The 22,681-nt window shown below is 59.4% G+C and carries 20 protein-coding genes and 1 pseudogene; 10 read left to right on the top strand and 11 right to left on the bottom strand.

The window, feature by feature from the left end; translation table 11 throughout:
• Window positions 1–26 precede the first annotated feature (26 nt).
• Together BLQ41_RS11615 and dinG are read right to left on the bottom strand one after the other, a co-directional pair.
• Window positions 27–2,537: a beta-agarase gene (locus BLQ41_RS11615; protein WP_090180890.1), complete on the bottom strand. Its 2,511-nt coding sequence runs from the start codon at window positions 2,535–2,537 to the stop codon at window positions 27–29.
• A gap of 95 nt (window positions 2,538–2,632) precedes the next feature.
• Window positions 2,633–4,777, bottom strand: coding sequence for an ATP-dependent DNA helicase DinG (dinG, locus tag BLQ41_RS11610; protein WP_090180872.1), 2,145 nt, complete (start codon window positions 4,775–4,777; stop codon window positions 2,633–2,635).
• Between the two features lie 99 nt (window positions 4,778–4,876).
• Here dinG and BLQ41_RS11605 point away from each other — a divergent pair, with 99 nt between their 5' ends.
• A complete protein-coding gene (locus BLQ41_RS11605; RefSeq protein ID WP_090180869.1) occupies window positions 4,877–5,341 on the top strand; it encodes a CopD family protein in 465 nt (154 codons plus the stop codon).
• Window positions 5,342–5,384: 43 nt separating this feature from the next.
• Here BLQ41_RS11605 and BLQ41_RS11600 read toward each other — a convergent pair whose 3' ends face one another.
• The 4 genes from BLQ41_RS11600 to BLQ41_RS11585 all read right to left on the bottom strand — a co-directional run bounded on the left by BLQ41_RS11600 (window position 5,385) and on the right by BLQ41_RS11585 (window position 8,062).
• Window positions 5,385–6,143 (bottom strand): collagen-like triple helix repeat-containing protein, encoded by a 759-nt coding sequence (locus BLQ41_RS11600; RefSeq protein ID WP_090180865.1) that lies wholly within the window; start codon window positions 6,141–6,143, stop codon window positions 5,385–5,387.
• Entirely contained in the window at window positions 6,136–6,414 is a 279-nt protein-coding gene (locus BLQ41_RS11595) for a DUF1145 domain-containing protein (protein ID WP_090180862.1), read from the bottom strand. The genes BLQ41_RS11600 and BLQ41_RS11595 overlap by 8 nt, the downstream gene beginning before the upstream one ends.
• 148 nt (window positions 6,415–6,562) lie before the next feature.
• On the bottom strand, window positions 6,563–7,276 hold the full coding sequence (locus BLQ41_RS11590) for an OmpA family protein (protein WP_090180860.1): 714 nt from the start codon (window positions 7,274–7,276) through the stop codon (window positions 6,563–6,565).
• A gap of 90 nt (window positions 7,277–7,366) precedes the next feature.
• A complete protein-coding gene (locus tag BLQ41_RS11585) occupies window positions 7,367–8,062 on the bottom strand; it encodes an OmpA family protein (protein ID WP_090180857.1) in 696 nt (231 codons plus the stop codon).
• A gap of 191 nt (window positions 8,063–8,253) precedes the next feature.
• Between BLQ41_RS11585 and BLQ41_RS11580 the strand changes: the two genes are divergently transcribed.
• From BLQ41_RS11580 to BLQ41_RS11570, 3 genes are all read left to right on the top strand, one after another.
• On the top strand, window positions 8,254–8,751 hold the full coding sequence (locus BLQ41_RS11580) for a DUF6231 family protein (RefSeq protein ID WP_090180854.1): 498 nt from the start codon (window positions 8,254–8,256) through the stop codon (window positions 8,749–8,751).
• Between the two features lie 3 nt (window positions 8,752–8,754).
• On the top strand, window positions 8,755–9,231 hold the full coding sequence (locus tag BLQ41_RS11575) for a YchJ family protein (RefSeq protein ID WP_090180851.1): 477 nt from the start codon (window positions 8,755–8,757) through the stop codon (window positions 9,229–9,231).
• 112 nt (window positions 9,232–9,343) lie between these two features.
• Complete coding sequence (locus tag BLQ41_RS11570) at window positions 9,344–9,826, top strand: LEA type 2 family protein (protein WP_090180847.1); 483 nt, start codon at window positions 9,344–9,346, stop codon at window positions 9,824–9,826.
• Between the two features lie 309 nt (window positions 9,827–10,135).
• Here the strand turns inward: BLQ41_RS11570 and BLQ41_RS30845 are convergent, their stop codons facing one another.
• The 3 genes and pseudogenes from BLQ41_RS30845 to BLQ41_RS11555 all read right to left on the bottom strand — a co-directional run bounded on the left by BLQ41_RS30845 (window position 10,136) and on the right by BLQ41_RS11555 (window position 12,433).
• The gene (locus BLQ41_RS30845; protein WP_090180845.1) at window positions 10,136–10,546 is read right to left on the bottom strand and encodes a hypothetical protein; all 411 of its coding nucleotides are present in this window, start codon (window positions 10,544–10,546) and stop codon (window positions 10,136–10,138) included.
• Window positions 10,527–11,692, bottom strand: a pseudogene (locus BLQ41_RS11560) (polymorphic toxin type 44 domain-containing protein). Before BLQ41_RS11560 ends, BLQ41_RS30845 begins: the two are co-directional and overlap by 20 nt.
• Window positions 11,693–11,881: 189 nt before the next feature.
• Window positions 11,882–12,433: a hypothetical protein gene (locus BLQ41_RS11555; RefSeq protein WP_090180842.1), complete on the bottom strand. Its 552-nt coding sequence runs from the start codon at window positions 12,431–12,433 to the stop codon at window positions 11,882–11,884.
• 333 nt (window positions 12,434–12,766) lie between these two features.
• Between BLQ41_RS11555 and BLQ41_RS11550 the strand changes: the two genes are divergently transcribed.
• The gene (locus tag BLQ41_RS11550) at window positions 12,767–12,976 is read left to right on the top strand and encodes an SEC-C metal-binding domain-containing protein (protein ID WP_007906737.1); all 210 of its coding nucleotides are present in this window, start codon (window positions 12,767–12,769) and stop codon (window positions 12,974–12,976) included.
• 139 nt (window positions 12,977–13,115) lie between these two features.
• Here the strand turns inward: BLQ41_RS11550 and BLQ41_RS11545 are convergent, their stop codons facing one another.
• Both BLQ41_RS11545 and BLQ41_RS30840 read right to left on the bottom strand, forming a co-directional pair.
• Window positions 13,116–13,952, bottom strand: coding sequence for an IS3 family transposase (locus BLQ41_RS11545; RefSeq protein WP_231997078.1), 837 nt, complete (start codon window positions 13,950–13,952; stop codon window positions 13,116–13,118).
• A complete protein-coding gene (locus tag BLQ41_RS30840) occupies window positions 13,949–14,251 on the bottom strand; it encodes a transposase (RefSeq protein WP_231997079.1) in 303 nt (100 codons plus the stop codon). Before BLQ41_RS30840 ends, BLQ41_RS11545 begins: the two co-directional genes overlap by 4 nt.
• Before the next feature lie 866 nt (window positions 14,252–15,117).
• On the opposite strand from BLQ41_RS30840, the gene BLQ41_RS11535 reads away from it, so the two are divergent.
• The 5 genes from BLQ41_RS11535 to BLQ41_RS11515 all read left to right on the top strand — a co-directional run bounded on the left by BLQ41_RS11535 (window position 15,118) and on the right by BLQ41_RS11515 (window position 22,671).
• Complete coding sequence (locus tag BLQ41_RS11535; RefSeq protein ID WP_090180839.1) at window positions 15,118–17,169, top strand: putative bifunctional diguanylate cyclase/phosphodiesterase; 2,052 nt, start codon at window positions 15,118–15,120, stop codon at window positions 17,167–17,169.
• Window positions 17,170–17,401: 232 nt separating this feature from the next.
• Window positions 17,402–18,748 (top strand): imelysin family protein, encoded by a 1,347-nt coding sequence (locus BLQ41_RS11530; protein WP_090180837.1) that lies wholly within the window; start codon window positions 17,402–17,404, stop codon window positions 18,746–18,748.
• Window positions 18,749–19,039: 291 nt separating this feature from the next.
• Window positions 19,040–20,467, top strand: coding sequence for a di-heme oxidoreductase family protein (locus tag BLQ41_RS11525; protein WP_090180834.1), 1,428 nt, complete (start codon window positions 19,040–19,042; stop codon window positions 20,465–20,467).
• 27 nt (window positions 20,468–20,494) lie between these two features.
• The gene (locus BLQ41_RS11520; RefSeq protein ID WP_090180830.1) at window positions 20,495–21,559 is read left to right on the top strand and encodes an imelysin family protein; all 1,065 of its coding nucleotides are present in this window, start codon (window positions 20,495–20,497) and stop codon (window positions 21,557–21,559) included.
• A gap of 14 nt (window positions 21,560–21,573) precedes the next feature.
• Complete coding sequence (locus BLQ41_RS11515; RefSeq protein ID WP_090180827.1) at window positions 21,574–22,671, top strand: DUF1513 domain-containing protein; 1,098 nt, start codon at window positions 21,574–21,576, stop codon at window positions 22,669–22,671.
• Window positions 22,672–22,681: the final 10 nt, after the last annotated feature.

The raw sequence follows: 22,681 nt of genomic DNA, 5'->3' as shown, positions 1-22,681 counted from the left end.
GAAACGGTAACGCGATCTAACAGGACTCAGTGACCATTGGCCGAGTGCCCGCCCGTATGGCCGGCGCCCTGCCCCGCACCTTTGCCGGCATCAGCTTTTCTGCCGCCCGTGGCATCGTGACTGGCTTTATCCGCCTCGGCCTTGGCCTTCTCGGCTTCTTTGCCCAATTGATCGACGATCGCCAGGTTGCTCTTGCGCACGCTGTCGACGAAGCCCTGGAAAGGCAGATCGGTGATGCCGACAAGGCCAAAGTGACCGTTCTCACCATCCAGCAAACGACCGGTCACCGGTTGATCGAGGTACTGGAACCAGTGCACCCCGACAATCGACGGCTCGCTCATCGCCTGTTTGAGGAAGTTGGCGTACGCCGGGCCACGGTCTTCTTCCTTCGCCAGTTGCGTCACGCCGCCCCAGAATGGGCCGCGATCCGCCGAGCCGAAGTTGAATTCGGTGATCAATACCGGTTTGTCGAGGCTGCGCAACCGGGCGAAGTCGTAACCGTCCTGCGGTTGCAGGGTGTACATGTTGAAACTCAACACATCGCAATACTGCGCGCAGGACTCGACGGCTTCAGGGGTGCTGATGGCGAAGCGACCACCCAGCAACAGCTGGTTCGGCGCGTGCCACTTGAGCGAATCGGAGATGGTCTTGAAGTAAGTGTCGGCGAAGACCTTCTGGAAGTATTTGAAGTCGGCTTCGATTTCCGGGTGATCGGCACTTGGCAGCGGCGCCACGAAACCCGGATCTTCCATCAATTCCCAGGCCGGCAAGTCAATGCCCCAGGCTTTGGACAGGCCCGCCTGGTTGCGGTACTTGTCGCGCAATTGCTTGAGGAACGCGCGTTTGGCTGGCACGTCAGTGGTCATTTTCAAGGTGCCATAAGCCAACGCGTACCGAGCCTTGGGATCGTCGCCCGGACCGGCCCAGGCCAGTTCGTTGTCGGCGAAATAACCGATCAGCCACGGATCGTCGCGATGGTCCCGGGCAGCGATGGCCACTGCACGTTCGGTCGCCATGGCGAAACGCGGATCGAACGGGTCGGGCATGGCGCCCCACCAGTCGGTGCCGGTGCTGATGCTGGCGTAATCACCGACGATCGACAGCGGCAAGGTGTATGGCACGCGATCGGCGTTGGCCAGAACCGGGGCGCTCCAGTTACCGACGGTGTTGAAGCCCCAGGCTTGCAAACGGTCCAGCGTATGGCTGGCCCAGCGTTGCTCATCAACCACGGCTTTGCAGGGTTCGGCAGGTTTCTGCTCAACCGTGTTCGCGGCGCTCGCCTCAACCGCGCTGCTCTTGGCGGCTTCGGCGACACCCGATTCAGTGGTTGCTGGAACGACCAGTGGCTCAGCGGTATTCTCGGCCGTCGCCTCAACCGCTTCAGCCTTGGCGGCTTCAGCGACACCCGCCTTGGTGTCACGGCCCGGCTTGCACGGTTCGCCATACAGGCGCTGCAAGTTGGCGCCGTAGAAGTCATACCAGCGACCGGCATTGTAGCTTCGGCCCTGATCCACCCCATTGCCGCCACGGTTGTCGCCTTCGCCAAAGTGACTGGCCAGCGGTTCGCCGGGTTTTGGCAGGGACTCGAACATCCACTCCCGACCCTCGACGTAGGTCTGGTCGATGTCCGGGGTGACTGTATTGACCCCCAGCGAATAGAACGGATGACCTTCAGGCGTCACCAGATACCAGCGACCGTCACGCTTTTCCGTGCGGAAAAAACCGCTGGCCTTGAACGTCGGGCCTTTGTTCAAGCCGCCGAACTTGTCCAGCGACGACTTCTCGCGCTCGGCGAGCCAGGTCTTGGTTTGTTGCTGTTCCTTGGCGGTGGCACTTTTGAGCTGCTCGTCACTGCCGACCTTCTCCGGCCATTTGGCCCGGGTTGATTGACCGTAAGCGTCCACCAGACCGCCGTAAGCCGCCTTGGTCACGGCGTCACCGTCCTGCACGCCGAAGCGCTCAAGCAGGATGCTTTGGGCAACGTTGGGCTGATCCATCGACAGGGTCACAGAGACCACCTGACTGCGATCCAGCTCCCCGCTGCTGCTGGCCAGCAATACGCGCTGACCATCAAAGGTCATCGGCATCGGTGGGCCGGCTTTCATGCCCTGGTTCAATGGCGAAAACGGCTGCAGCGGCACCAGCAGGGTTTGCGCAGGCCCGGCCGGTAAGTCGACACGGCTGATCAGGGTCTTGCCATCGTTGCTCTGGATTTTCACGTACAGGGTCAAGGCCCAGCTCATTGCGCTCTGGACCCGCAAGGTCATGACGCCCGACTGCGACCAGTCCCAGGCGCCCGTTTGCGGGGTCAGACGCACACTCGGTTGCGCGACCGGGTTGAATGTCACCCGACGCAACACTTCGCCGTCGGCTGTTTGCTCAGCATTGGACTGCGGCAGACTGGCATCCTGAGTCGTCACCTGAACCACATCGGCAGGGCGCACAAAGTTGAACAACGTCTGTTGGCCGGCAGGAGCCGCCAGCAAAGGGGTTGCGAACATCAGGGCAAAAACAGCGGGCAACGAACGGCGGATCATAAGAACGAAGTTCTCCCTAACGGCCAACAATGGCCAGTGGAAAAGCGATGGTAGAGAGATAGACAACAGGTTGGGCAAAATTGCCCAGCCTTGTATCAGGAAATTTCACGACGGAATGGCGGCAACGCATTGAGGATCGCCTTGCCGTAACGCTGGGTGACCAGGCGTCTGTCGAGCAAGGTGATGGTGCCGCGGTCTTCTTCGGTACGCAGCAGGCGGCCGCAGGCCTGGACCAGTTTCAGCGAGGCATCCGGCACGGAGATCTCCATGAACGGATTGCCGCCACGGGCTTCGATCCATTCGGCCAGGGCCGCTTCAACCGGATCGTCCGGCACCGAGAACGGAATCTTGGCGATCACCACGTGCTCGCAGTAAGCACCGGGCAAGTCGACCCCTTCGGCAAAACTCGCCAGGCCGAACAGCACGCTGGAGTCCCCGCCATCGACGCGCGCCTTGTGCTTGTTCAGGGTTTCCTGTTTGGACAAGTTGCCTTGAATGAACACTTGCTTGCGCCAGTCGCGGTCGAGCCCGTCGAATACGTCCTGCATCTGTTTGCGCGAAGAGAACAGCACCAGGGTGCCGCGCGAACCTTCGACCAATTGGGGCAGATCACGGATGATCGCCGCCGTATGGGCCGGCGCATCACGCGGGTCGGCCTTGAGGTCCGGCACCCGCAACACGCCCGCATCGGCGTGATGGAACGGGCTTGGGACCACGGCAGTCACGGCTTTTTTCGGCAGCCCGGCGCGCATGCGGAAGCGGTCGAAGGTGCCCAGCGCCGTCAGGGTCGCGGACGTCACCAAGGCGCCGTAGGCCACGTTCCACAAATTGCGTCGGAGCATTTCCGCCGCAAGGATCGGGCTGGCGTTGACCTCGATGTCGAACAACGAACCGCTTTCGGCCAGGGTCAGCCAACGCGCCATGGGCGGGTTGTCTTCCGGGTCTTCGGCGGTGAACGCGACCCACAACTCCCAGTTGCCCGAAGAACGAGACAACAGGCTACCGAACAGCGGATACCACTCTTCGGCCTGGTTGCTGGCGATGCCGATGTTGACCTCGCCGTCCATGCCTTCCTTGAGCAGCTCGGTGAGCCGGGTGAACAGGTCGGTCAAACGGGCAAAGCCCTTCTTCAACTCGACGCCCATCTCACGCATGTGCTCGGGAATCACCCCGCCGACGAACCGGTGACGCGGCCGCTCGCGGCCCTCGACATCTTCGCCGGGCTTGAAATCAGCGACCTGTTCGCAGGCAGTGAACATGAATTGTTGCTGGGTCTTGATCTCACGGGCCAGTTCCGGCACCTGCTCGATCAACTTGCCCAGGTCGCCAGGCAGCGGGTGCTGGGCGAGCAGTTTGGTGAGGTTCTTGGCCGTGGTTTCCAGCCAGTCGGCAGTGGAACGCAGGCGCGTGTAGTGGGCGAAGTGGCCGATGGCCTTGTCCGGCAGGTGATGGCCTTCGTCGAATACGTAGATGGTGTCGCGCGGATCGGGCAGTACCGCGCCGCCGCCGAGGGCCAGGTCGGCCAGGACCATGTCGTGGTTGGTGACGATGACGTCGACCTTGCCCATGCCTTCGCGGGCCTTGTAGAAGGCGCACTGGCCGAAGTTCGGGCAATGACGGTTGGTGCACTGGCTGTGATCGGTGGTCAGGCGCGCCCAATCGGCGTCCTCGAGGGCCGTCGACCAACTATCGCGGTCACCGTCCCATTTATTGCCGGCGAGTTTCTCGATCATGCTGGTGAACAGCTTTTGACTGGCCTCGTCGACTTCGATCTTGAAGCCTTCTTCTTCGAACAACTGCGCCGTGGCGGTTTGTGCGTGGCCTTCCTGGAGCAACATATCGAGCTTGGACAGGCACATGTAGCGCCCGCGCCCCTTGGCCAGGGCGAAGGTGAAATTCAGCCCGCTGTTGCGCATCAGGTCGGGCAGATCCTTGTAGACGATCTGCTCTTGCAGGGCCACGGTGGCCGTGGCGATTACCAGGCGTTTGCCGGCAGCCTTGGCGGTGGGAATCGCCGCGAGGCTGTAGGCCACGGTTTTGCCTGTACCGGTGCCGGCTTCCACCGCGACAATCGCGGGGTCGCCACTGCGCCGGCCTTCATCGTCGGTGTCGATGTCACCGAGGACCTTGGCAATTTCGGCGATCATCAGGCGTTGGCCGTAGCGCGGCTTGAGGCTTTTGGCTTCAAGAAAACGCGAATAGGCGCCCTGGATCGTAGTTTTGAGTTCGGTGCTGATCATGGATTGTCGGGCGCAAAAAACGCTGGATAAATTTTCAGTGGTTCGGTTCGGCGGCTATCATACCGCGCTAATTAATCCCGCGCAGAACGGAGTACCCCAATGACACCTTTTGGCATCGTTTACACCCTGCATGTCCTGTCTGCCCTGGTCTGGGTGGGCGGCATGTTTTTCGCCTGGATGGTCTTGCGACCCGCGGCAATGAAGGCGTTGGAGGGCCCTGCCCGGTTGAAGCTGTGGGTAGAAGTGTTTCAAGGTTTTTTTCGCTGGGTCTGGGTCGCGGTGGTGCTTTTGCCCATCAGCGGAGTGGGCATGATTCATCTGCAGTTCGCCGGGTTCGAGACAGCGCCACGGTATGTGCAGGTAATGATGGGCCTGTACGTGGTGATGACGGCGCTGTTCATCCGGATTCAGGCGTTGCTGCTGCCGCAGTTGCGTACGGCAGTCGTGGCGCAGGATTGGCCGGCCGGCGCAGCGACGCTGGGGCAGATTCGCAAGCTGGTGGGGATCAATCTGATCGTCGGGCTGGTACTGGTGGCGATCGCGGCCGCGCGCCCCATGTTTTGAGACCGAAGTTCCCACGCTCCGCGTGGGAACTATCGGACAGTGCTTACAACCGCTGAACAGTCACCGAACCCGCTGCGCCGGCAGGCCCCGGTTGACCATCGACGCCAGGATGCCCGCTCTTGCCGCCATCGGCCTTGTAAACGAAACAGCCCTTGGCCTTGCCACCCGCGCCCGGCTTGCCGCCGGGACCGGCGAGGCCACCGGCACCGCCAGCCACCTGAACCTTGATCTGTTGCGCAGGGTAGTCACGCGGCACTTCCAGCCTGACCAACGCACCCGGCGCTCCGGGCTGGCCATCACTGCCATCGCTGCCATCGGCACCGCGACCTGCCTGGCCCCAAGTGCATCCCGGGGCCTCACCGTTGGCGCCGTCGAGGCCGACAAACCCTGGCGCACCCGCACCACCGCGAGCATCCACCGACAGTTGCAGCGCATTCAGTGCCTTGATCCGCAAATTCAGGTTACGTCCCGCGCGGGCAGCCTTGAGGTAGGTCCCCGGCGCGCCACGCGCGGTAATCTGGCTGCCCTCAGACAGCTCGGCACGACTGACTTTCAATTCCAGCGGCTGTTCACTGGGCACGATAGCGATCCGCGCTTCACGCCCCAGATGCAATTCGCCGACCGTCAATTCGGTCACGTTTGAAGGAATCAACAAGGTGCCGTAATCGGCGACTTCCAGACGCTCCAGCTGCAAGGTGCTGGCGGTGTTGGGCAAGCGCATCAGCGAGTTGGTCTGGACACTGACCACCTGAGCGCAGGCCAATGGACTGATGAGAGCGGCGAGCAGACAGAGTTTACGCATGGGAAGCCTTCGATGCGGTCGGAGCCGGGAGGGTTTGCAGGTGGAATACGCCGAAAAACAGGATCTGCAGGCGATCGCCCCAAGGATGAGCGCGCCCCCTGAGGCTGCGGTAACAGAACACCGCCTCAAGAAGATGAAGACCCGCCAACAGACCGCCGGCCAGATTGACCAACAGGTGCAGCGGATTGACAAACGGCGTCAGCAGATTGACCAGCACCACCAGCCAGAACAGCAGGGTCAATAACTTCCCCAGGCCCCAAAACACCTTCATACGCTCCCCCGTTGAGAATTATTCTTTGCGCGCACAGTAACGGCTTCCGCGAGGAATACGCCAGTGGGCAACGGAAAATTCTTCATGAAGGCCGCCCAATGGCCGTCGGATCAACTGTCATTGTTGCCCGACGGCTCTATTTCGCGGCTTAGCGATTAATGTGCAATTCCACGCGACGGTTTTTCGCGCGTCCTTCTTCGGTATCGTTGTCGGCCACCGGCTGGCTTTCGCCCTTGCCTTCGCTGGTGAGCTTGCTCGGCGCAATGCCCTGGCTCAACAGATAAGCCGCCACACTGCTGGCGCGACGCTCCGAAAGTGCCTGATTGTATTCATCTGAGCCGACGCTGTCGGTGTGACCGACTACCTTGATGCTCACCACATCGGCAAGTTGCAGTTTGAACATCACCGAATCCAGCTGACTTTTCGCAGAGGGACTCAGGTCAGACTTGTTGAAGGCAAACAGCACATCGCTGGGCAGGGTGATGACTTCGGGTTGCACAACTTCGACAGGTTTCACGCTGGCCGGGTACTGCGGCAGCGGACAGCCATGGTGTTCAACAGGTGTGTTGGCGGGCGTATCGGGGCAACGATCACGTCGATCGAAGACACCATCACCGTCCTCATCGCCATCCTGGGCGTAACAGATCAAACCACCGGTCAGTATCCCGAGCGCCGCACCACCGCCTGCCCAGCCGCCACTTTCAAGCGCGCCCAATCCTCCGCCGACCAGTCCACCAATGAGGCTGCAGATCGGCCAGGTACGTTGATTGAGGGGGGCGGTGCCATCGCTGTGAGTTGCGCAACCGGTCAATAGGCTGCCGAAAAGCAGAACCGGCAAGACGGTCCGTGTGAGAACGCTCATATTGAAAGCTCCTGTGTCACCGGCCCATACCGGTTACACAGGAGTAAAGACCCGCATCCGCGACTGCACAAGCCGCGGAGCGGATAGGGCCTATCGATCGATTTTGATTTCCGTGCGACGGTTCATGGCACGGCCGTCAGCCGTTTTGTTATCAGCCACCGGCTGGCTTTCACCGGCGCCGACCACAGACACGAAGCTGCTACGCGGTACGCCTTGCTGGATGAGGTATTCAACCACCGAGTGAGCACGCTTATCCGACAGTTTCTGGTTGTAGGCATCGCTGCCCACGCTGTCGGTATGGCCGGTCACGGTCAATCTGGCGGTAGGTGCCTCCTGTTTCAGGCGCGTGGCAATTTTGTCGAGGACTTGTTTATCGGAGGGCGTGAGCGTGGCCTTGTCGAACTGGAAGTGAACATCGCGGATGACAATGACTTCTTCCTTGACCACCACAGCCTCTTCGACCACAGGTGCAGGCGCCGGTGGAGGGCAGCCGTTGGCATCGACCTTCACGCCTCGAGGGGTGCCCGGGCACTTGTCGCGACTATCCGGCACACCATCGCCATCCTCGTCGCCATCACCGTGAACCCAGCAATAGGCCGCTGCCGTACCACCTACCAGCAGTGCGCCATACCCTGCCCATGCCGAGCTCTCGGTCGCGCCGAGACCTGCACCCACGACACCGCCGACCGCCGCACAGGTCGGCCAGTCGGTTTTCTGCAAACCTGCGCAACCAGTTAACACACTGGTTAGCAGAACCAAGGGTAATGCTGTCCGAACTATGCTCATCTAGTTTTCTCCTGAGGGATCGGCTAAGAACCGATTCAGGGAGTAAAGACCGGAGTTTTAATCTCCGCCAGCAATAGGCTATTGCTCTTTTCGCCCCGCGTTCACGCCAGATGGCGGCTTTTAGGGCAAACCCGCTCTAGGCCCGAACGTTTGGGCAGGCTAGTCTTGGCGACTCTGATTGAGGATCTTTGATGATTTCAGGTATTTCTTCGCGCACGCCCCAGCAGGCGTTGGCCGCTTTGCTTGATCGTTACGCCCCTGCGCGTCTGCTGTTGATTGGCGCCAGCGAGTTCCCCGCCCTGGAAGCCTTCAAGCTGGCGCACCCTGATAGTTGCGTCGCGCACGCCACCCCCGGACCGTTGCCGGCCGAGTTGGCGGCTCGACGGTTTGATCTGGCGCTGGTGGTCGATTGCCTCGAACACTTGCCCAAGCGCGACGGTCTGAACTTGTTGGGAGGGATCCGCAACCTCAACGCCAGCCGTATTGCAGTGCTGGCGGATTTGCCGGCCAGTGGCTGGCAAGAGACGGACTTTTTTTCCCTGGCCCTGCAAGCCAGCGAACGCTTCCAGCGCGACGATCAAGTGCTGACGCTGTTTACTTACGATCTGCTTGACTACAAACAGGTGCCCGACTGGCTCAATTCACGGTTCTGGGCCAATCCGGAAAACTTCGGGAAATACTGGTGGTAACGGGTGAGTACATCCATTTGCCCTTGCGGCAGCGGCACCCTGCTCGATGCCTGCTGCGGCCATTACCATGCCGGGCATCCGGCGCCGTGTGCCGAAGCCTTGATGCGCTCACGCTACAGCGCTTATGTGCTGGGGCTGATCGACTATCTGGTGGCGACCACCCTGCCCGCACAGCAGCCAGGCCTGGATCGTCAGTCCATCAGTGACTGGAGCGCGCAAAGCACCTGGCTGGGTCTTGAGGTGGAAAGCTCCGAAGTATTCGGCGGCCAGCCGGAACATGCGTTCGTGACCTTCACCGCGCGCTGGCACGACGGCACCGGCGAACACAGCCATCGCGAGCGCTCTTCGTTCGTACAGAACGCCGGCCACTGGTACTTCATCGACCCCACCGTGCCACTCAAGGCCGGGCGTAATGATGCGTGTCCGTGCGCCAGCGGGCAGAAATTCAAGAAGTGTTGCGCGGGGTATTTCGGCGCGTGAGGTGAGTTCAAAGGATCGCAGCAGATCGACAGAGCTGCGCCGCGCCATTGCGCAGCGATCGAAGGTTGCGATCTTTTCCGTCTAGACTGGGGTTCAAGGGAGAAATACCGCCATGATCACCCAGCGATTCGCACGCTATCTGTTCACCTTGTTCCTGCTGTCAGGACTCAGCGGCTGCGCGTCGTGGTTCGGCAACGATGAGCCCGACCCACAAGTGCATCTGGTCCAGGTCGAAGTTGTGCGGGCCAAGCTGATGGAGCAGAAATTCATCCTGCATTTTCGCGTCGACAACCCCAACGACAGCGACCTGACGGTACGCAGCCTCGAATACCGCATTCACTTGGGCGACATGCTGCTGACCGAAGGCGAACACGAACACTGGTTCACGGTCGGCCCCAAACGCAGCGCTTATTTCAAAGTGCCGATCCGCACCAACCTGTGGCCCAAGGTCCGGGATCTGGTGAAAATGCTGAAAAAACCCGATCAACCCATCCCCTATCGTCTGGAAGGTGAAATGGAAACCGGCTTATTCATCGCGCACTACGTGCACCTGGCGCGCAATGGCGTGATAATCCCCGCCGATTTAATTCCGTAAGGCCGGAACCCAATGAACTCAGGTGTTTCAGCGCATGACCAGTATCGAATGTGCCAAGCAAGGCACGAACCTGTTACAAACCATCCTCGCTAATCTGAGTGACCACCTCACTTCCATACATGCACTGATCCCTCCCGTAGGCTCTCGCGCCCGACCCCTTGTCACCTTGAACTGACCAACAAGAGCCCCTGCCAGATTAGTCCAATGAGATGGGACGGCAGGGCTGCTTGGTCGAAGGCCTTGTGGATGTCGTCTGCGTTGTACTTGGTGGCTCCGACGCGTGACCTTGCCGTGGTGCTGGCGGGGCGTTTAAGGCCGGAAAGGATCAGCATCACCCTCACACGCCTTCAAGCGGGCAATAACGTTAGGGGAGGTTTTAGCAGTGTCGATGCGAGCTGTTCCATTGAGGTAAATATCTAACGCGCTCCCCCATTTTGGCGTTATATCGATGCACCTCCTAAGCCCCTTGTCGGACCACCAATCGAACATCATGAAGAATTTCTCATTGGGGAAAATATGCCCAGTATCGAATGTGGCTTGCCCCGGAAGCATCCTTTCTTTATGAATATTGTGCTGCGTGTTCCAGATTAGCCGAAGCTCGTCTGTGCCCTCTTGGGAGTAGTGGACACGGACGACGGGGGTCGCCACGTACCAAAACAGCAATGGGACAATGACGAGTGCCCCAATTACATATCGGGCTTTAATATTTCGCGCATACATGAACACTGACTCCCTCTCCCCATTCTTCCGGTGTGACTGCAAGCACTGCGTCCATGATTGCTTGTGGCGGGACGCCCCCATGTGGATAGTCGTTGAAGAGTTTGATGCCGATACTAATTGAAATTCGATCAGGGACGTCATCCCAGGCTCGTAGCCCTTCTACATCTTCTGTGGCATGAGGCCCTTTGAGCCTTTGCTGATCTTTTGCGACAAATATCTTCTCTTCCCACTGTCGTAATTGATCTGAAACAATCTGCTCAGCCCCAGCGCCATCCAGCAGGACGCCTTCGGTGAGTCCTCCAGCCATACCAACATAGCCATAGTGAATGTTCGACCAAATATCGTAGTAGTAGTCGTACTTGCCTTGCCTGTGGCGATACCTACCAAACTTCGCGTGGATCTTTGGTTTGTGGTCCCAAACTCGGTCCTGACCTACTCGCTCAGTCCAAAGTGCCATCGCAGCCGCGCCATTGGCAGCACCAATAGTTTGAGGGCTGGTCGCACCAATTTGGGCATACCAAGGCTGCTCCATTTGCTTGCGGGTCTCTTCCGCCACGTCATAGCTGAGCAGTTCTTTCATCTTTAAGACCGAGGAGTCGTGAATATTGCGATTCATCTCGTCTGCGATGTAATCCGCAAGCTTCTCCATCATGTTCGGGTGGGTACAACCTTCCGGTCCATCGTTCACCTCAGGCTCCTTAGCGGCTGCTTTAGGGTCTACCAAAGCGTTCGCCGCTAAGGCTTTCTCCTTAAGCTTCGGGTCAGCCAACAATGTCGCCATCTTCTCATCGTCCACGGAACCGTCAGGCCGGAAGGCTCCCAGCGCCATGAAGTTAATAATGGTTGCACCACCAGCGTCACCCATGACGAAGCCACCACCGACATCGCCTGATCCCGTAATGATCGTCCCACCGTGACTGGTAGGGCTCCCTAAGTGGGCCATGGGACGGCCATTCACTTGAATAGAGGGAAAGCCCGTGGTGATGACAGCGCCACATCCACAGGTATCGCCAACACGGGCGGAGCCCATAAAGTTGATGTTGACGTTACTGCTGGCAGACGCAATTGGTGTTGTGCCGTGACCGGGCAATGGGCAATGGGCAATGGGCAGACGTGTTTGTCACCCAATCGAGCAGAAGAAATCATCCAGCATCATCCTTGCGTTTTTTATCCATAGATTTGAACCAGTCTTGCTACTGGGCGCGCGGAAGGCTACCGGAAAGGAAAGAACGGGTCTGTAGGATAAGTCCCATTCTTGAGGCGAAGGCCTTGTGGATGTCGTTTGCGTTATACATGGTGGCTGTGATGGGAGACCTTGCCGTGGTGCTTTCTGGTTCAAAGATCGCCGTTGTAGGTGATGGGGCTTTTATCAATACCAATATCTGCACGGATAGCATTGAACGCCACGAGCGCCTTCTCCCTGACTCTGGCCCATTCGTATTGGTCGGTGTTATTACAAATTTTGAGCAGGTAATCCATAAGGACATCTTGGGCATCCATTACAGCTTGAGGTGCGAGCATGGCGAGATACCCATAGACCCTAATCCGGTGTTCATTAAATTCATCAAAGCGAGCAGCCGCATCGGTGGCGGATAATCTGTTGCTTTCGTAAGAGTCGAACGTAGCAAGAATCCGCGCAATGATTTCTACGACTGCCCGGTATGCAAGGATTTTGTCATTCTGGAAGCGGAGAGTATTTTCCTTGATGAGGTCGAGGCTTCGTTTGGCAGCCTCTACCTCCAAGTTCAGTCGATGCGTTTCTTTCCCCAATATCCGGCCTGCCCAGACCTTCCCTAACCAAGAGGAGAGGCCGAACACAAGAGCCCCGCCGCCTCCGAGTGAGAATATTGCGGCACCTAACAGCTTGAATACGTCTTCCCAGCTCATGGTCAGCACCCCAGCCCCAAAATCCGAGTATGGTCTAAATCACGCTGGGGCCGAGCAAGCCCCTTTGAGAATCTGACAGAAAAATCTGAATGACCACCTCACTACGCATACGTGCGCAGGTTCCCCCGTAGGCCCTCCCGCGTGAACCTTATCGCGTGTCCGCATGGGTCCTTACCGTTCCCGCGCAGGCCTCTGGATGAGGCTTTTGGGTCGGTGCCAAGAATGAGACAATGGTGTAACAAACCGAGTAGACAAAGGGCTGAGTAGGTCCATATCATGCGATCCCCGGCCTACTCGGCTAATCCCCGCCGATTTAATTCCGGAGAAAACCCGATGACCCAGCAACCCCATGTCCATGGCCCTGACTGCAACCACGATCATGACCATCACGACCACCATGATCACGACCATGGCCATGTCCACGGCCCGAACTGCGGCCACGCCCACCAGGAACCGGTGCGCAACGCCCTGAAAGACGTCGGCCGCAACGACCCTTGCCCTTGCGGCAACGGCAAGAAATTCAAGAAGTGCCACGGCGCTTGATGCTTGGGGCGAAGAAACTCTTCGCCTGTTGAATCGCTATCGCGGGCAAGCCCGCTCCCACAGGGATCTACGTCGTTCATAGAACCAATGTGGGAGCGAGCCTGAACTGGTCAAGTAATCTTGGACACCGATTAAGGTTTCACGCCGCCAACTTCTCCCTGGCGACTGGTGACCGATAGTCGTTGTAGCTATGCGGCCTGGTGATGTTGTAGCGCGATACATAGCGCTGCACATCCGCTCGGGCCTCATGTTCCGATCCGTAGCCTGCTTCTGGCACCCACTCTGATTTCAAACTTCCAAAGAAACGCTCCATCGGAGCGTTGTCCCAGCATTCGCCTTTACGGCTCATGCTCTGCCGGAGTCCATGTTCCAGCAGTTCATTTCTGAATTTATGGCTGGTGTACTGGCAACCTTGGTCGGAGTGAAACAGTACGTCTTTTGGGCGACCACGCAGTTCAATCGCCATCCGCAGGGCTTCGCAGGTCAGCGTGGCATCGGAGATCATCGAAAACGACCAGCCCACGATCCGGCGAGCGAACAAGTCCAGAACCGCCGCGAAATACAGCCAACGCTTGCCGACTTTGATGTACGTCACGTCCCCACACCACACCTGATTGACCGCCGTAACATCAAACTTGCGTTTGAGCACATGCGGTGCCACCAAAGCTTCCACGCCGGGTGACTTGTACTTATGGCGCCGGCGTTGACGACTGACAATGCCTGCTTCTCGCATCAAGCTGCGAGCCATGAACCGCCCGACATCATGCCCGCCGGCTTGCAGCTGTTTAGCCAAGGTACGAGCGCCCGCAGACTCTCTCGACGCCCTGTGGTGCTTGACCAGTATGGCCTTGAGCTTCTCTCGCTTAGGGCTCACTTTGCCTTGGCGCTGACGCCATGCGTAAAAGCTACTGCGGTTTATTCCGAACACACGACAGCAATCGTTAACGCCGTACTGCTCGCCCAGCTCACAGATCAACGAGAGTGATCTTTGGCGTCCAAAAGCAGGAGAGCACTGGCCTTTTTTAGGATTTCGATATCCCGGTCTCTTTGCCTGAGCAAGGCTTTAAGTTCCTGAATCTCTCGCTGATCCGCGGTAATCGCCTTGGCTCCCACCGGAGTCGAGCCCAAGCGTTCCTTGCGAACTTGATCGACCCAGCGGCGCAAGGCCGTAGGGCCAATATCCAAACTGGCACAGACCTCGGGAACCGACTGCCCCTCGTCCAGCACCATGCTGGCAGCCTTGAGTTTGAACTCACTTGAATAAGATTTACGCATATCCAAACACCTCAGATTTGGGCGCCATCATAGCGCCCGATTGAGGTGTCCAAAATCATTAGGCCAGTTCAGGCCAGCTCCCACAGGGGATGAGTAAATCTGAAAGAGAGATTGATCGGCTGGCGGGCCGCCAAGGTCAAGATCAAAAGATCGCAGCCTCGTTGCACTCGACAGCTCCTACAGGGGGAAGGTGTACACCCGAGGCTCCTAACCACTCAACAGGCCGAGCGGTAGCTCGCCTGCAGCTCTTGATCTTGATCCACCCGCCCCTTCGGAAGGCTGAGTGGAGGCGTTCATCTGGGGGGCAGGCGCGTAGCGCCGTTCGACGAAGTCGAACACATCGAGAGGAGGTCGAAGCGAAGCCGACCGGAGGCGATGCCCCCAGATGAATGCCGGAACGAAGGAACACCGAGCCCCAGCGAGGGGCCGGACGCCGGGGCAAAGACCTTTGCTTCCTTTGGGGCGTCTGCCAAAGGGAGTCGCCGTAAGGGCGAAACCGCCAGTCGCCGTTACCGCAGCAACGGATATACACCCGGTCAACCCAAAACATGGTCGGCCCAAAGGCCGCCACGACAAACAGCCAAAACCCAGAGACAATTTCCGACAATGAAACCAGCGTTCAGCCCCTTGCCCCAACGCCATACCCGGCTACCATCAACCAGTAAGGAAAAATATCCCAATCCCGCTCAAGTTGAAGGCCCCAACAACCGACACAGTACAAATAGGGCAAAGACTCAAAAACAACAGCAAATCGTCCAAGCCCACAGACACCCCCCTTGTGATTGAATGTCCCTTTGACTGCCATCACAGGATTGCCAATACTCATGGCAACTTGATGCTACCCGCACGGAACAAGGAATAACCCTTTGAAGCTGGAACTCAAGAACAGCTTGTCGGTGAAGTTGCTTCGGGTCGTGCTCCTGTCGGCATTGATCGTCGGCGTAGTCTTGAGCTGCGCCCAGATCGTTTTCGATGCCTATAAAACACGCCAGGCCGTAGCCAACGATGCCCAACGCATCCTCGACATGTTCCGCGACCCCTCCACCCAAGCCGTCTACAGCCTGGACCGGGAAATGGGCATGCAGGTCATCGAAGGCCTGTTCCAGGACGACGCCGTGCGCCAGGCCTCCATCGGCCATCCCAACGAAGCCATGCTCGCGCAAAAGTCTCGCGAACTGCAGCATTCGCATAGTCGCTGGCTGACCGACCTGATCCTCGGCAAGGAACGCACCTTCACCACCCAACTCGTCGGCCGAGGCCCCTACAGCGAATATTACGGCGACCTGAGCATCACCCTCGACACCGCCACCTACGGCCAAGGATTTATCGTCAGCTCGGTGATCATCTTCATTTCCGGCGTCCTGCGCGCTCTGGCCATGGGCCTGGTGCTGTACCTGGTCTACCACTGGCTGCTGACCAAACCGCTGTCGCGCATCATCGAACACCTGACCGAAATCAACCCGGACCGCCCCAGCGAACACAAGATTCCGCAGCTTAAAGGCCACGAAAAGAACGAACTGGGGATCTGGATCAACACCGCCAACCAGTTGCTCGAATCCATCGAACGCAACACCCACCTGCGTCACGAGGCGGAAAACAGCCTGTTGCGCATGGCCCAGTACGACTTCCTCACCGGCTTGCCGAACCGCCAGCAATTGCAGCAGCAACTGGACAAGATCCTGGTCGACGCCGGCAAATTGCAACGTCGGGTCGCGGTGCTGGTGGTAGGTCTGGACGATTTCAAAGGCATCAACGAACAGTTCAGTTATCAGACCGGCGACCAATTGCTGCTGGCCCTGGCCGATCGCCTGCGGGCTCACAGCGGTCGTCTTGGTGCCCTCGCCCGTCTGGGTGGCGACCAGTTCGCCCTGGTCCAGGCCGATATCGAGCAACCTTACGAAGCCGCCGAACTGGCACAAAGCATTCTCGATGACCTGGAAGCGGCGTTCGCCCTCGATCATCAGGAAATCCGCCTGCGCGCCACCATCGGCATCACCCTGTTCCCCGAGGACGGTGACAGCACCGAGAAGCTGCTGCAAAAGGCCGAGCAGACCATGACCCTGGCCAAAACCCGCTCGCGCAACCGTTATCAGTTCTACATCGCCAGCGTCGATACCGAAATGCGAAGGCGTCGCGAGCTGGAAAAAGACCTGCGCGACGCCCTCGCGCGCGAGCAGTTCTACCTCGTCTACCAACCGCAGATCAGCTACCGCGATCACCGGGTGGTGGGCGTCGAAGCGCTGATACGCTGGCAGCATCCCGAGCATGGCCTGGTACCGCCGGACCTGTTCATCCCGCTGGCCGAGCAGAACGGCACCATCATTGCCATTGGCGAATGGGTGCTGGATCAAGCGTGCAAACAACTGCGCGATTGGCACGATCAGGGCTTCCCCGATTTGCGCATGGCAGTGAACCTGTCCACCGTGCAGTTGCACCACGCCGAGCTGCCACGGGTGGTCAACAATCTATTGCAAATGTACCGTCTGCCGCCGCGCAGCCTGGAACTGGAAGTGACCGAAACCGGCCTGATGGAAGACATCAGCACCGCCGCCCAACACTTGCTGAGCCTGCGTCGCTCCGGTGCACTGATCGCCATTGACGACTTCGGAACCGGTTATTCATCACTGAGTTATCTGAAAAGCCTGCCGCTGGACAAGATCAAGATCGACAAGAGCTTCGTACAGGACCTGCTCGATGACGACGACGATGCAACCATCGTTCGGGCGATCATCCAGCTGGGCAAGAGCCTGGGCATGCAGGTGATTGCCGAAGGCGTGGAAACCGCCGAGCAAGAGGCCTACATCATTTCCGAAGGCTGCCATGAAGGTCAGGGCTATCACTACAGCAAGCCCCTGCCGGCACGGGAATTGAGCGCCTACCTCAGACAGGCGCAACGCAGCAATGCGGCCATTTTGTAGAAGATAAAGGATCGCAGCCTCGTTTCACTCGACAGCTCCTACAGGGGTTCATGATTCCTGTAGGAGCTGTCGAGTGAAACGAGGCTGCGATCTTTTTGTCCATGAACAACACCTGTCTGAATAAGAAATATTTCCAACCGCGCCCTTTACACATAATGCGAAAGATTTGCATTATGTCGCAGCTTTGCGCGCTAGCTGCGCCATTCCACCCTCTCGAAGCAGGATGTTCGCCATGATTCGTATGCCTCTGGCTACCGCCAGTCTGTTGGCCATCGCTATTTCCCTCGCCGGTTGTGGCGAAGGCAAAGACAAGACCGCTGCGGCGCCTGCGCCAACGTCGTCTGCCAGCACTGCGGCACCCGCTGCCGCTCCGGCAGCTGCCAGTAAAGTCGACGAAGCCGCCGCCAAGGCCGTTGTCGCGCATTACGCCGACATGGTCTTCGCCGTTTACAGCGATGCCGAATCCACCGCGAAAACCCTGCAAACCGCCGTAGACGCCTTCCTCGCCAAGCCGAACGCCGACACCCTCAAAGCCGCCAGGGCTGCCTGGGTCGCTGCCCGCGTTCCGTACCTGCAGAGCGAAGTATTCCGCTTCGGTAACACCATCATCGACGACTGGGAAGGTCAGGTGAACGCCTGGCCACTGGACGAAGGCCTGATCGACTATGTCGACAAGACCTACGAACACGCACTGGGTAACCCGGGCGCCACGGCCAACATTATCGCCAACACTGAAGTTCAGGTCGGCGAAGACAAGGTCGATGTCAAAGACATCACCCCGGAAAAACTCGCCAGCCTCAACGAGCTGGGCGGCTCGGAAGCCAACGTTGCCACCGGCTACCACGCCATCGAATTCCTGCTGTGGGGCCAGGACCTGAACGGTACCGGCCCTGGCGCCGGCAACCGCCCGGCCTCCGACTACCTGGAAGGCAATGGTGCCACCGGCGGCCACAACGATCGTCGCCGCGCTTACCTGAAGGCCGTGACCCAACTGCTGGTCACCGACCTGGAAGAAATGGTCGGCAACTGGAAGCCGAACGTGGCCGACAACTACCGCGCCACCCTGGAAGCGGAACCGGTTGATACAGGCCTGCGCAAAATGCTGTTCGGCATGGGCAGCCTGTCCTTGGGCGAACTGGCCGGCGAGCGCATGAAGGTTTCCCTGGAAGCCAACTCCCCGGAAGACGAACAGGATTGCTTCAGCGACAACACCCACAACTCGCACTTCTACGATGCCAAAGGCATTCGTAACGTGTACCTGGGCGAATACACCCGTGTCGACGGCACCAAAATGACCGGCGCAAGCCTGTCGTCCCTGGTGGCCAAGGCCGACCCGGCCGCCGACGCCACGTTGAAAGCCGACCTGGCCGCGACCGAAGCCAAGATCCAGGTCATGGTCGATCACGCCAACAAGGGTGAGCACTACGACCAACTGATCGCTGCCGGCAACACCGCCGGTAACCAGATCGTGCGCGACGCGATTGCTTCGCTGGTCAAGCAGACCGGTTCGATCGAAGCCGCCGCTGGCAAACTGGGCATCAGCGACCTGAACCCGGACAACGCTGATCACGAGTTCTGATCAACGCGTGCGACTGAAAAAGGCGACCTCCGGGTCGCCTTTTTCATGCCTGCCTTTTGCGGTGATGCTGATGGCCCTATCGCTGGCAAGCCAGCTCCCACAGGTACCGCGGCGTTCGCAGCATCTGTGTACACAACCAATCCCTGTGGGAGCTGGCTTGCCAGCGATAGCGGCGCCTCGGTCTCAGGGAAAATCCTATACCACATCAAGTAAACGATAATTCCTCTTATTCAAACTCCCGTGCCCTGTTAGACTTTGCGCCCTTGTTTTGCTCGTCTTGCAGGATGTCTGATGCCCTCGCTGCTTCTTCGCTTGTCCGCACTGTTTCTGGCCCTGGGCCTGAGTGCCTGCGATGACGCCCCGCGTTTTACCAAGGCCGAACCCGGTGAATCCCGATCCGGTGGCGCAGCGACCGTGCGCAAGACCGATCAGAACGCCTTTTCCCTGCCCTCTGCCAACCTGCCGCCGTCACGGCGCGTGGACTTCAGTGTCGGCAACAGTTTCTTCCGCAGCCCCTGGGTGATCGCTCCGTCGACCACCACCGCTCGCGATGGCCTCGGCCCGTTGTTCAACACCAACGCCTGCCAGAACTGCCATATCAAGGATGGCCGCGGTCATCCGCCCACGCCTGATGCGCCGAATGCAGTGTCGATGCTGGTGCGTTTGTCGATCCCCGACGCGCCGGCCTATGCCAAGCTCATCGAGCAGCTGGGTGTGGTTCCGGAGCCGGTCTACGGAGGTCAACTCCAGGACATGGCCGTGCCGGGCGTGGCCCCGGAAGGCAAAGTGCGTGTTGACTACACATCGGTCCCGGTGCGTTTCAAGGACGGCACCGAAGTCGAATTGCGCAAGCCGAGCCTGAACATTTCCCAGTTGGGCTATGGCCCGATGCACCCCGACACCCGATTCTCGGCCAGGGTCGCGCCACCAATGATTGGCCTGGGCTTGCTCGAAGCCATTCCCGACGAGGCGATCCTGGCTAACGCCGAAGCCCAGGCCAAGGACAAAAGCGGCATCGCCGGACGCCCGAACCGGGTCTGGGATGACGTGCAACAAAAAACCGTCCTAGGCCGATTCGGGTGGAAGGCCGGGCAACCGAATCTCAACCAACAAAACGTCCACGCGTTTTCCGGCGATATGGGCCTGACCACAAGCCTGAGGCCCATCGACGACTGCACCGATGCGCAAACCGCGTGCAAACAGGCGCCCAATGGCAATGGCCCGAATGGCGAGCCGGAAGTCAGCGACAACATCCTGCGTCTGGTGCTGTTCTACAGCCGCAACCTTGCCGTTCCGGCCCGTCGCGATGTCAACGCGCCCGAAGTGCTGGCCGGCAAGAGCCTGTTTTTCCAGGCCGGATGCCAGTCCTGTCACACCCCCAAATACACCACCGCCGCCAACGCCGCCGAACCTGAACTGGCCAATCAAGTGATCCGCCCGTATAGCGATCTGCTGCTTCACGACATGGGCGACGGTCTGGCCGACAACCGCAGCGAATTCCGGGCCAGTGGCCGCGACTGGCGCACCCCGCCGTTGTGGGGCGTCGGCCTGACGCAGGCGGTCAGTGGCCATACCCAGTTCCTGCATGACGGCCGCGCCCGCAACCTGCTCGAAGCCGTGCTCTGGCATGGCGGCGAAGCCAAAGCGGCGCAGCAACAGGTTTTGTCTTTCAATGCCGAGCAGCGCGCTGCGTTGCTGGCGTTTTTGAATTCTCTTTGAACACTGATAAAGAATCGGGAGCCCGACATGTTCCGTCCCAAGTTGTTATTCACCAGCCTTGCAGCGCTAGCCTTGGGCGCCTGTTCGCCACAGGACCCACAAGCCGTCACCTCCGCGGCGATTGCCAAGTCCGTGATCCTGCCGACCTACACGCGCTGGGTTGAAGCCGACCGTCAATTGGCCGTCAGCGCCCTCGCCTACTGCGAAGGCAAGGAAAACCTCGACACCGCCCGCGCCGACTTCCTGCACGCGCAGAAAGCCTGGGCCGAACTGCAACCGCTGCTGATCGGGCCGCTGGCCGAAGGCAATCGCGCCTGGCAGGTGCAGTTCTGGCCGGACAAGAAAAACCTCGTGGGCCGTCAGGTCGAACAACTGGTCACCGCGCAGCCGCAGATCGATGCCGCCGAACTGGCCAAGTCCAGCGTCGTGGTGCAGGGCCTTTCCGCCTACGAATATATTCTGTTCGACAGCAAGCCGGACGTGGCTAACGATGCTCAGAAAGCCAAGTACTGCCCGCTGCTGAAAGCGATTGGCGAGCGGCAGAAACAACTGGCCGAAGAGATCCTGAAAACCTGGAACAACACCGACGGCATGCTCGCGCAGATGAGCAAGTTTCCGAACCAGCGCTACGCCGATTCCCACGAGGCGATCGCCGATTTGCTACGTGTGCAGGTCACGGCCCTCGACACCCTGAAGAAAAAACTCGGTACGCCAATGGGCCGCCAGACCAAGGGCGTGCCACAACCGTTCCAGGCCGATGCATGGCGCAGCCAGTCGTCCCTGACCGGCCTCGAAGCCAGCCTCGCCGCTGCCAAAACGGTGTGGGAAGGCGTCGACAACAAAGGCCTTCGCGGTCTGTTGCCGAGCGAGCAAAAGCCGTTGGCCGACAAGATCGATGCCGCTTACGCCGCGTCCCTGAAACTGTTTGCCAGCAACCAGCGTTCGCTGAGCGAAATGCTCAACGATGACGCCGGACGCCAGCAACTCAACGACCTCTACGACAGCCTCAACGTCGTCCATCGCCTGCATGAAGGCGAACTGGCCAAGGCGCTGGGCATTCAACTGGGCTTCAACGCCAACGACGGTGACTGATGAGGGCGAGTGCCATGCTGCGACGTCAGGCTCTGACTTTAGGTAGTTTGCTGCTGGGAGCAGTGACACTGGGCGGCTGGACGCTGTTCAAGCAAAAGGATAAAAGCCCGCTGCTGCTCTCGGCACGGGACGATACAGACGGCCAGCACTACGCCGTCGGTTATCGGCTGGACGGCAACCGGGTGTTCGCCACCCGAGTTGGCCAGCGTTGCCACGACATCATCAACCACCCGACACTGCCGATCGCGCTGTTTGTCGCCCGGCGTCCGGGCACCGAGAGTTACCTGATCGACCTGCGCGACGGCGCGCTGCTGCAAACCGTGGTATCGCGGCCGAACCGGCATTTCTATGGTCATGCGGTGATTCACAAGAGCGGTGACTGGCTGTATGCCACCGAGAACGACACCTCCGATCCGGGTCGCGGATTGCTGGGTGTGTACAAGTTCGAGGGTGAACGATTGGTGCACAGTGGCGAGATTTCGACCCATGGCATCGGTCCGCATCAGGTGTCGTGGATGCCCGATGGCGAGACGTTGGTGGTGGCCAACGGCGGCATTCGCACCGAGGCTGAAAGCCGGGTCGAGATGAACCTCAATGCCATGGAACCGAGCCTGGTGCTGATGCAACGCGACGGCACGCTGCTGAGCAAGGAGACCCTCGCCCAGCAAATGAACAGCGTGCGTCACCTGGGGGTCGCCAGCGACGGCACCATCGTCGCCGGCCAGCAATTCATGGGGCCGTCCCACGAGTCTTCTGAGTTGCTAGCGATCAAACGTCCCGGCCAACCGTTCGTGGCGTTCCCGGTGCCTGAGCATCAGTTGCAGGCGATGGGGCATTACACCGCCAGCGTCGCGGTACACAGTGAGTTGCGGCTGGTCGCCTTGACCGCGCCACGCGGCAACCGCTTTTTCATCTGGGACATGGATAGCGGCGAAGTGCGCCTGGACGCGCCGCTTCCTGATTGCGCCGGAGTGGGTGCCGTGGCGGACGGGTTTGTCGTGACCTCGGGTCAGGGCCGCTGCCGGTTCTACGATTGCCGTCAGACAGATTTGGTGGCAAAACCACTTGAGCTTCCCGCCGGGCTCTGGGACAACCACCTTCATCTCATCTAAACACGAACCC

It is taken from the genome of Pseudomonas arsenicoxydans, from assembly GCF_900103875.1.
Taxonomy (GTDB): domain Bacteria; phylum Pseudomonadota; class Gammaproteobacteria; order Pseudomonadales; family Pseudomonadaceae; genus Aquipseudomonas; species Aquipseudomonas arsenicoxydans.
Note: the sequence above shows the minus strand (reverse complement) of the source record. Positions and strands in the feature narration are given on the sequence as shown.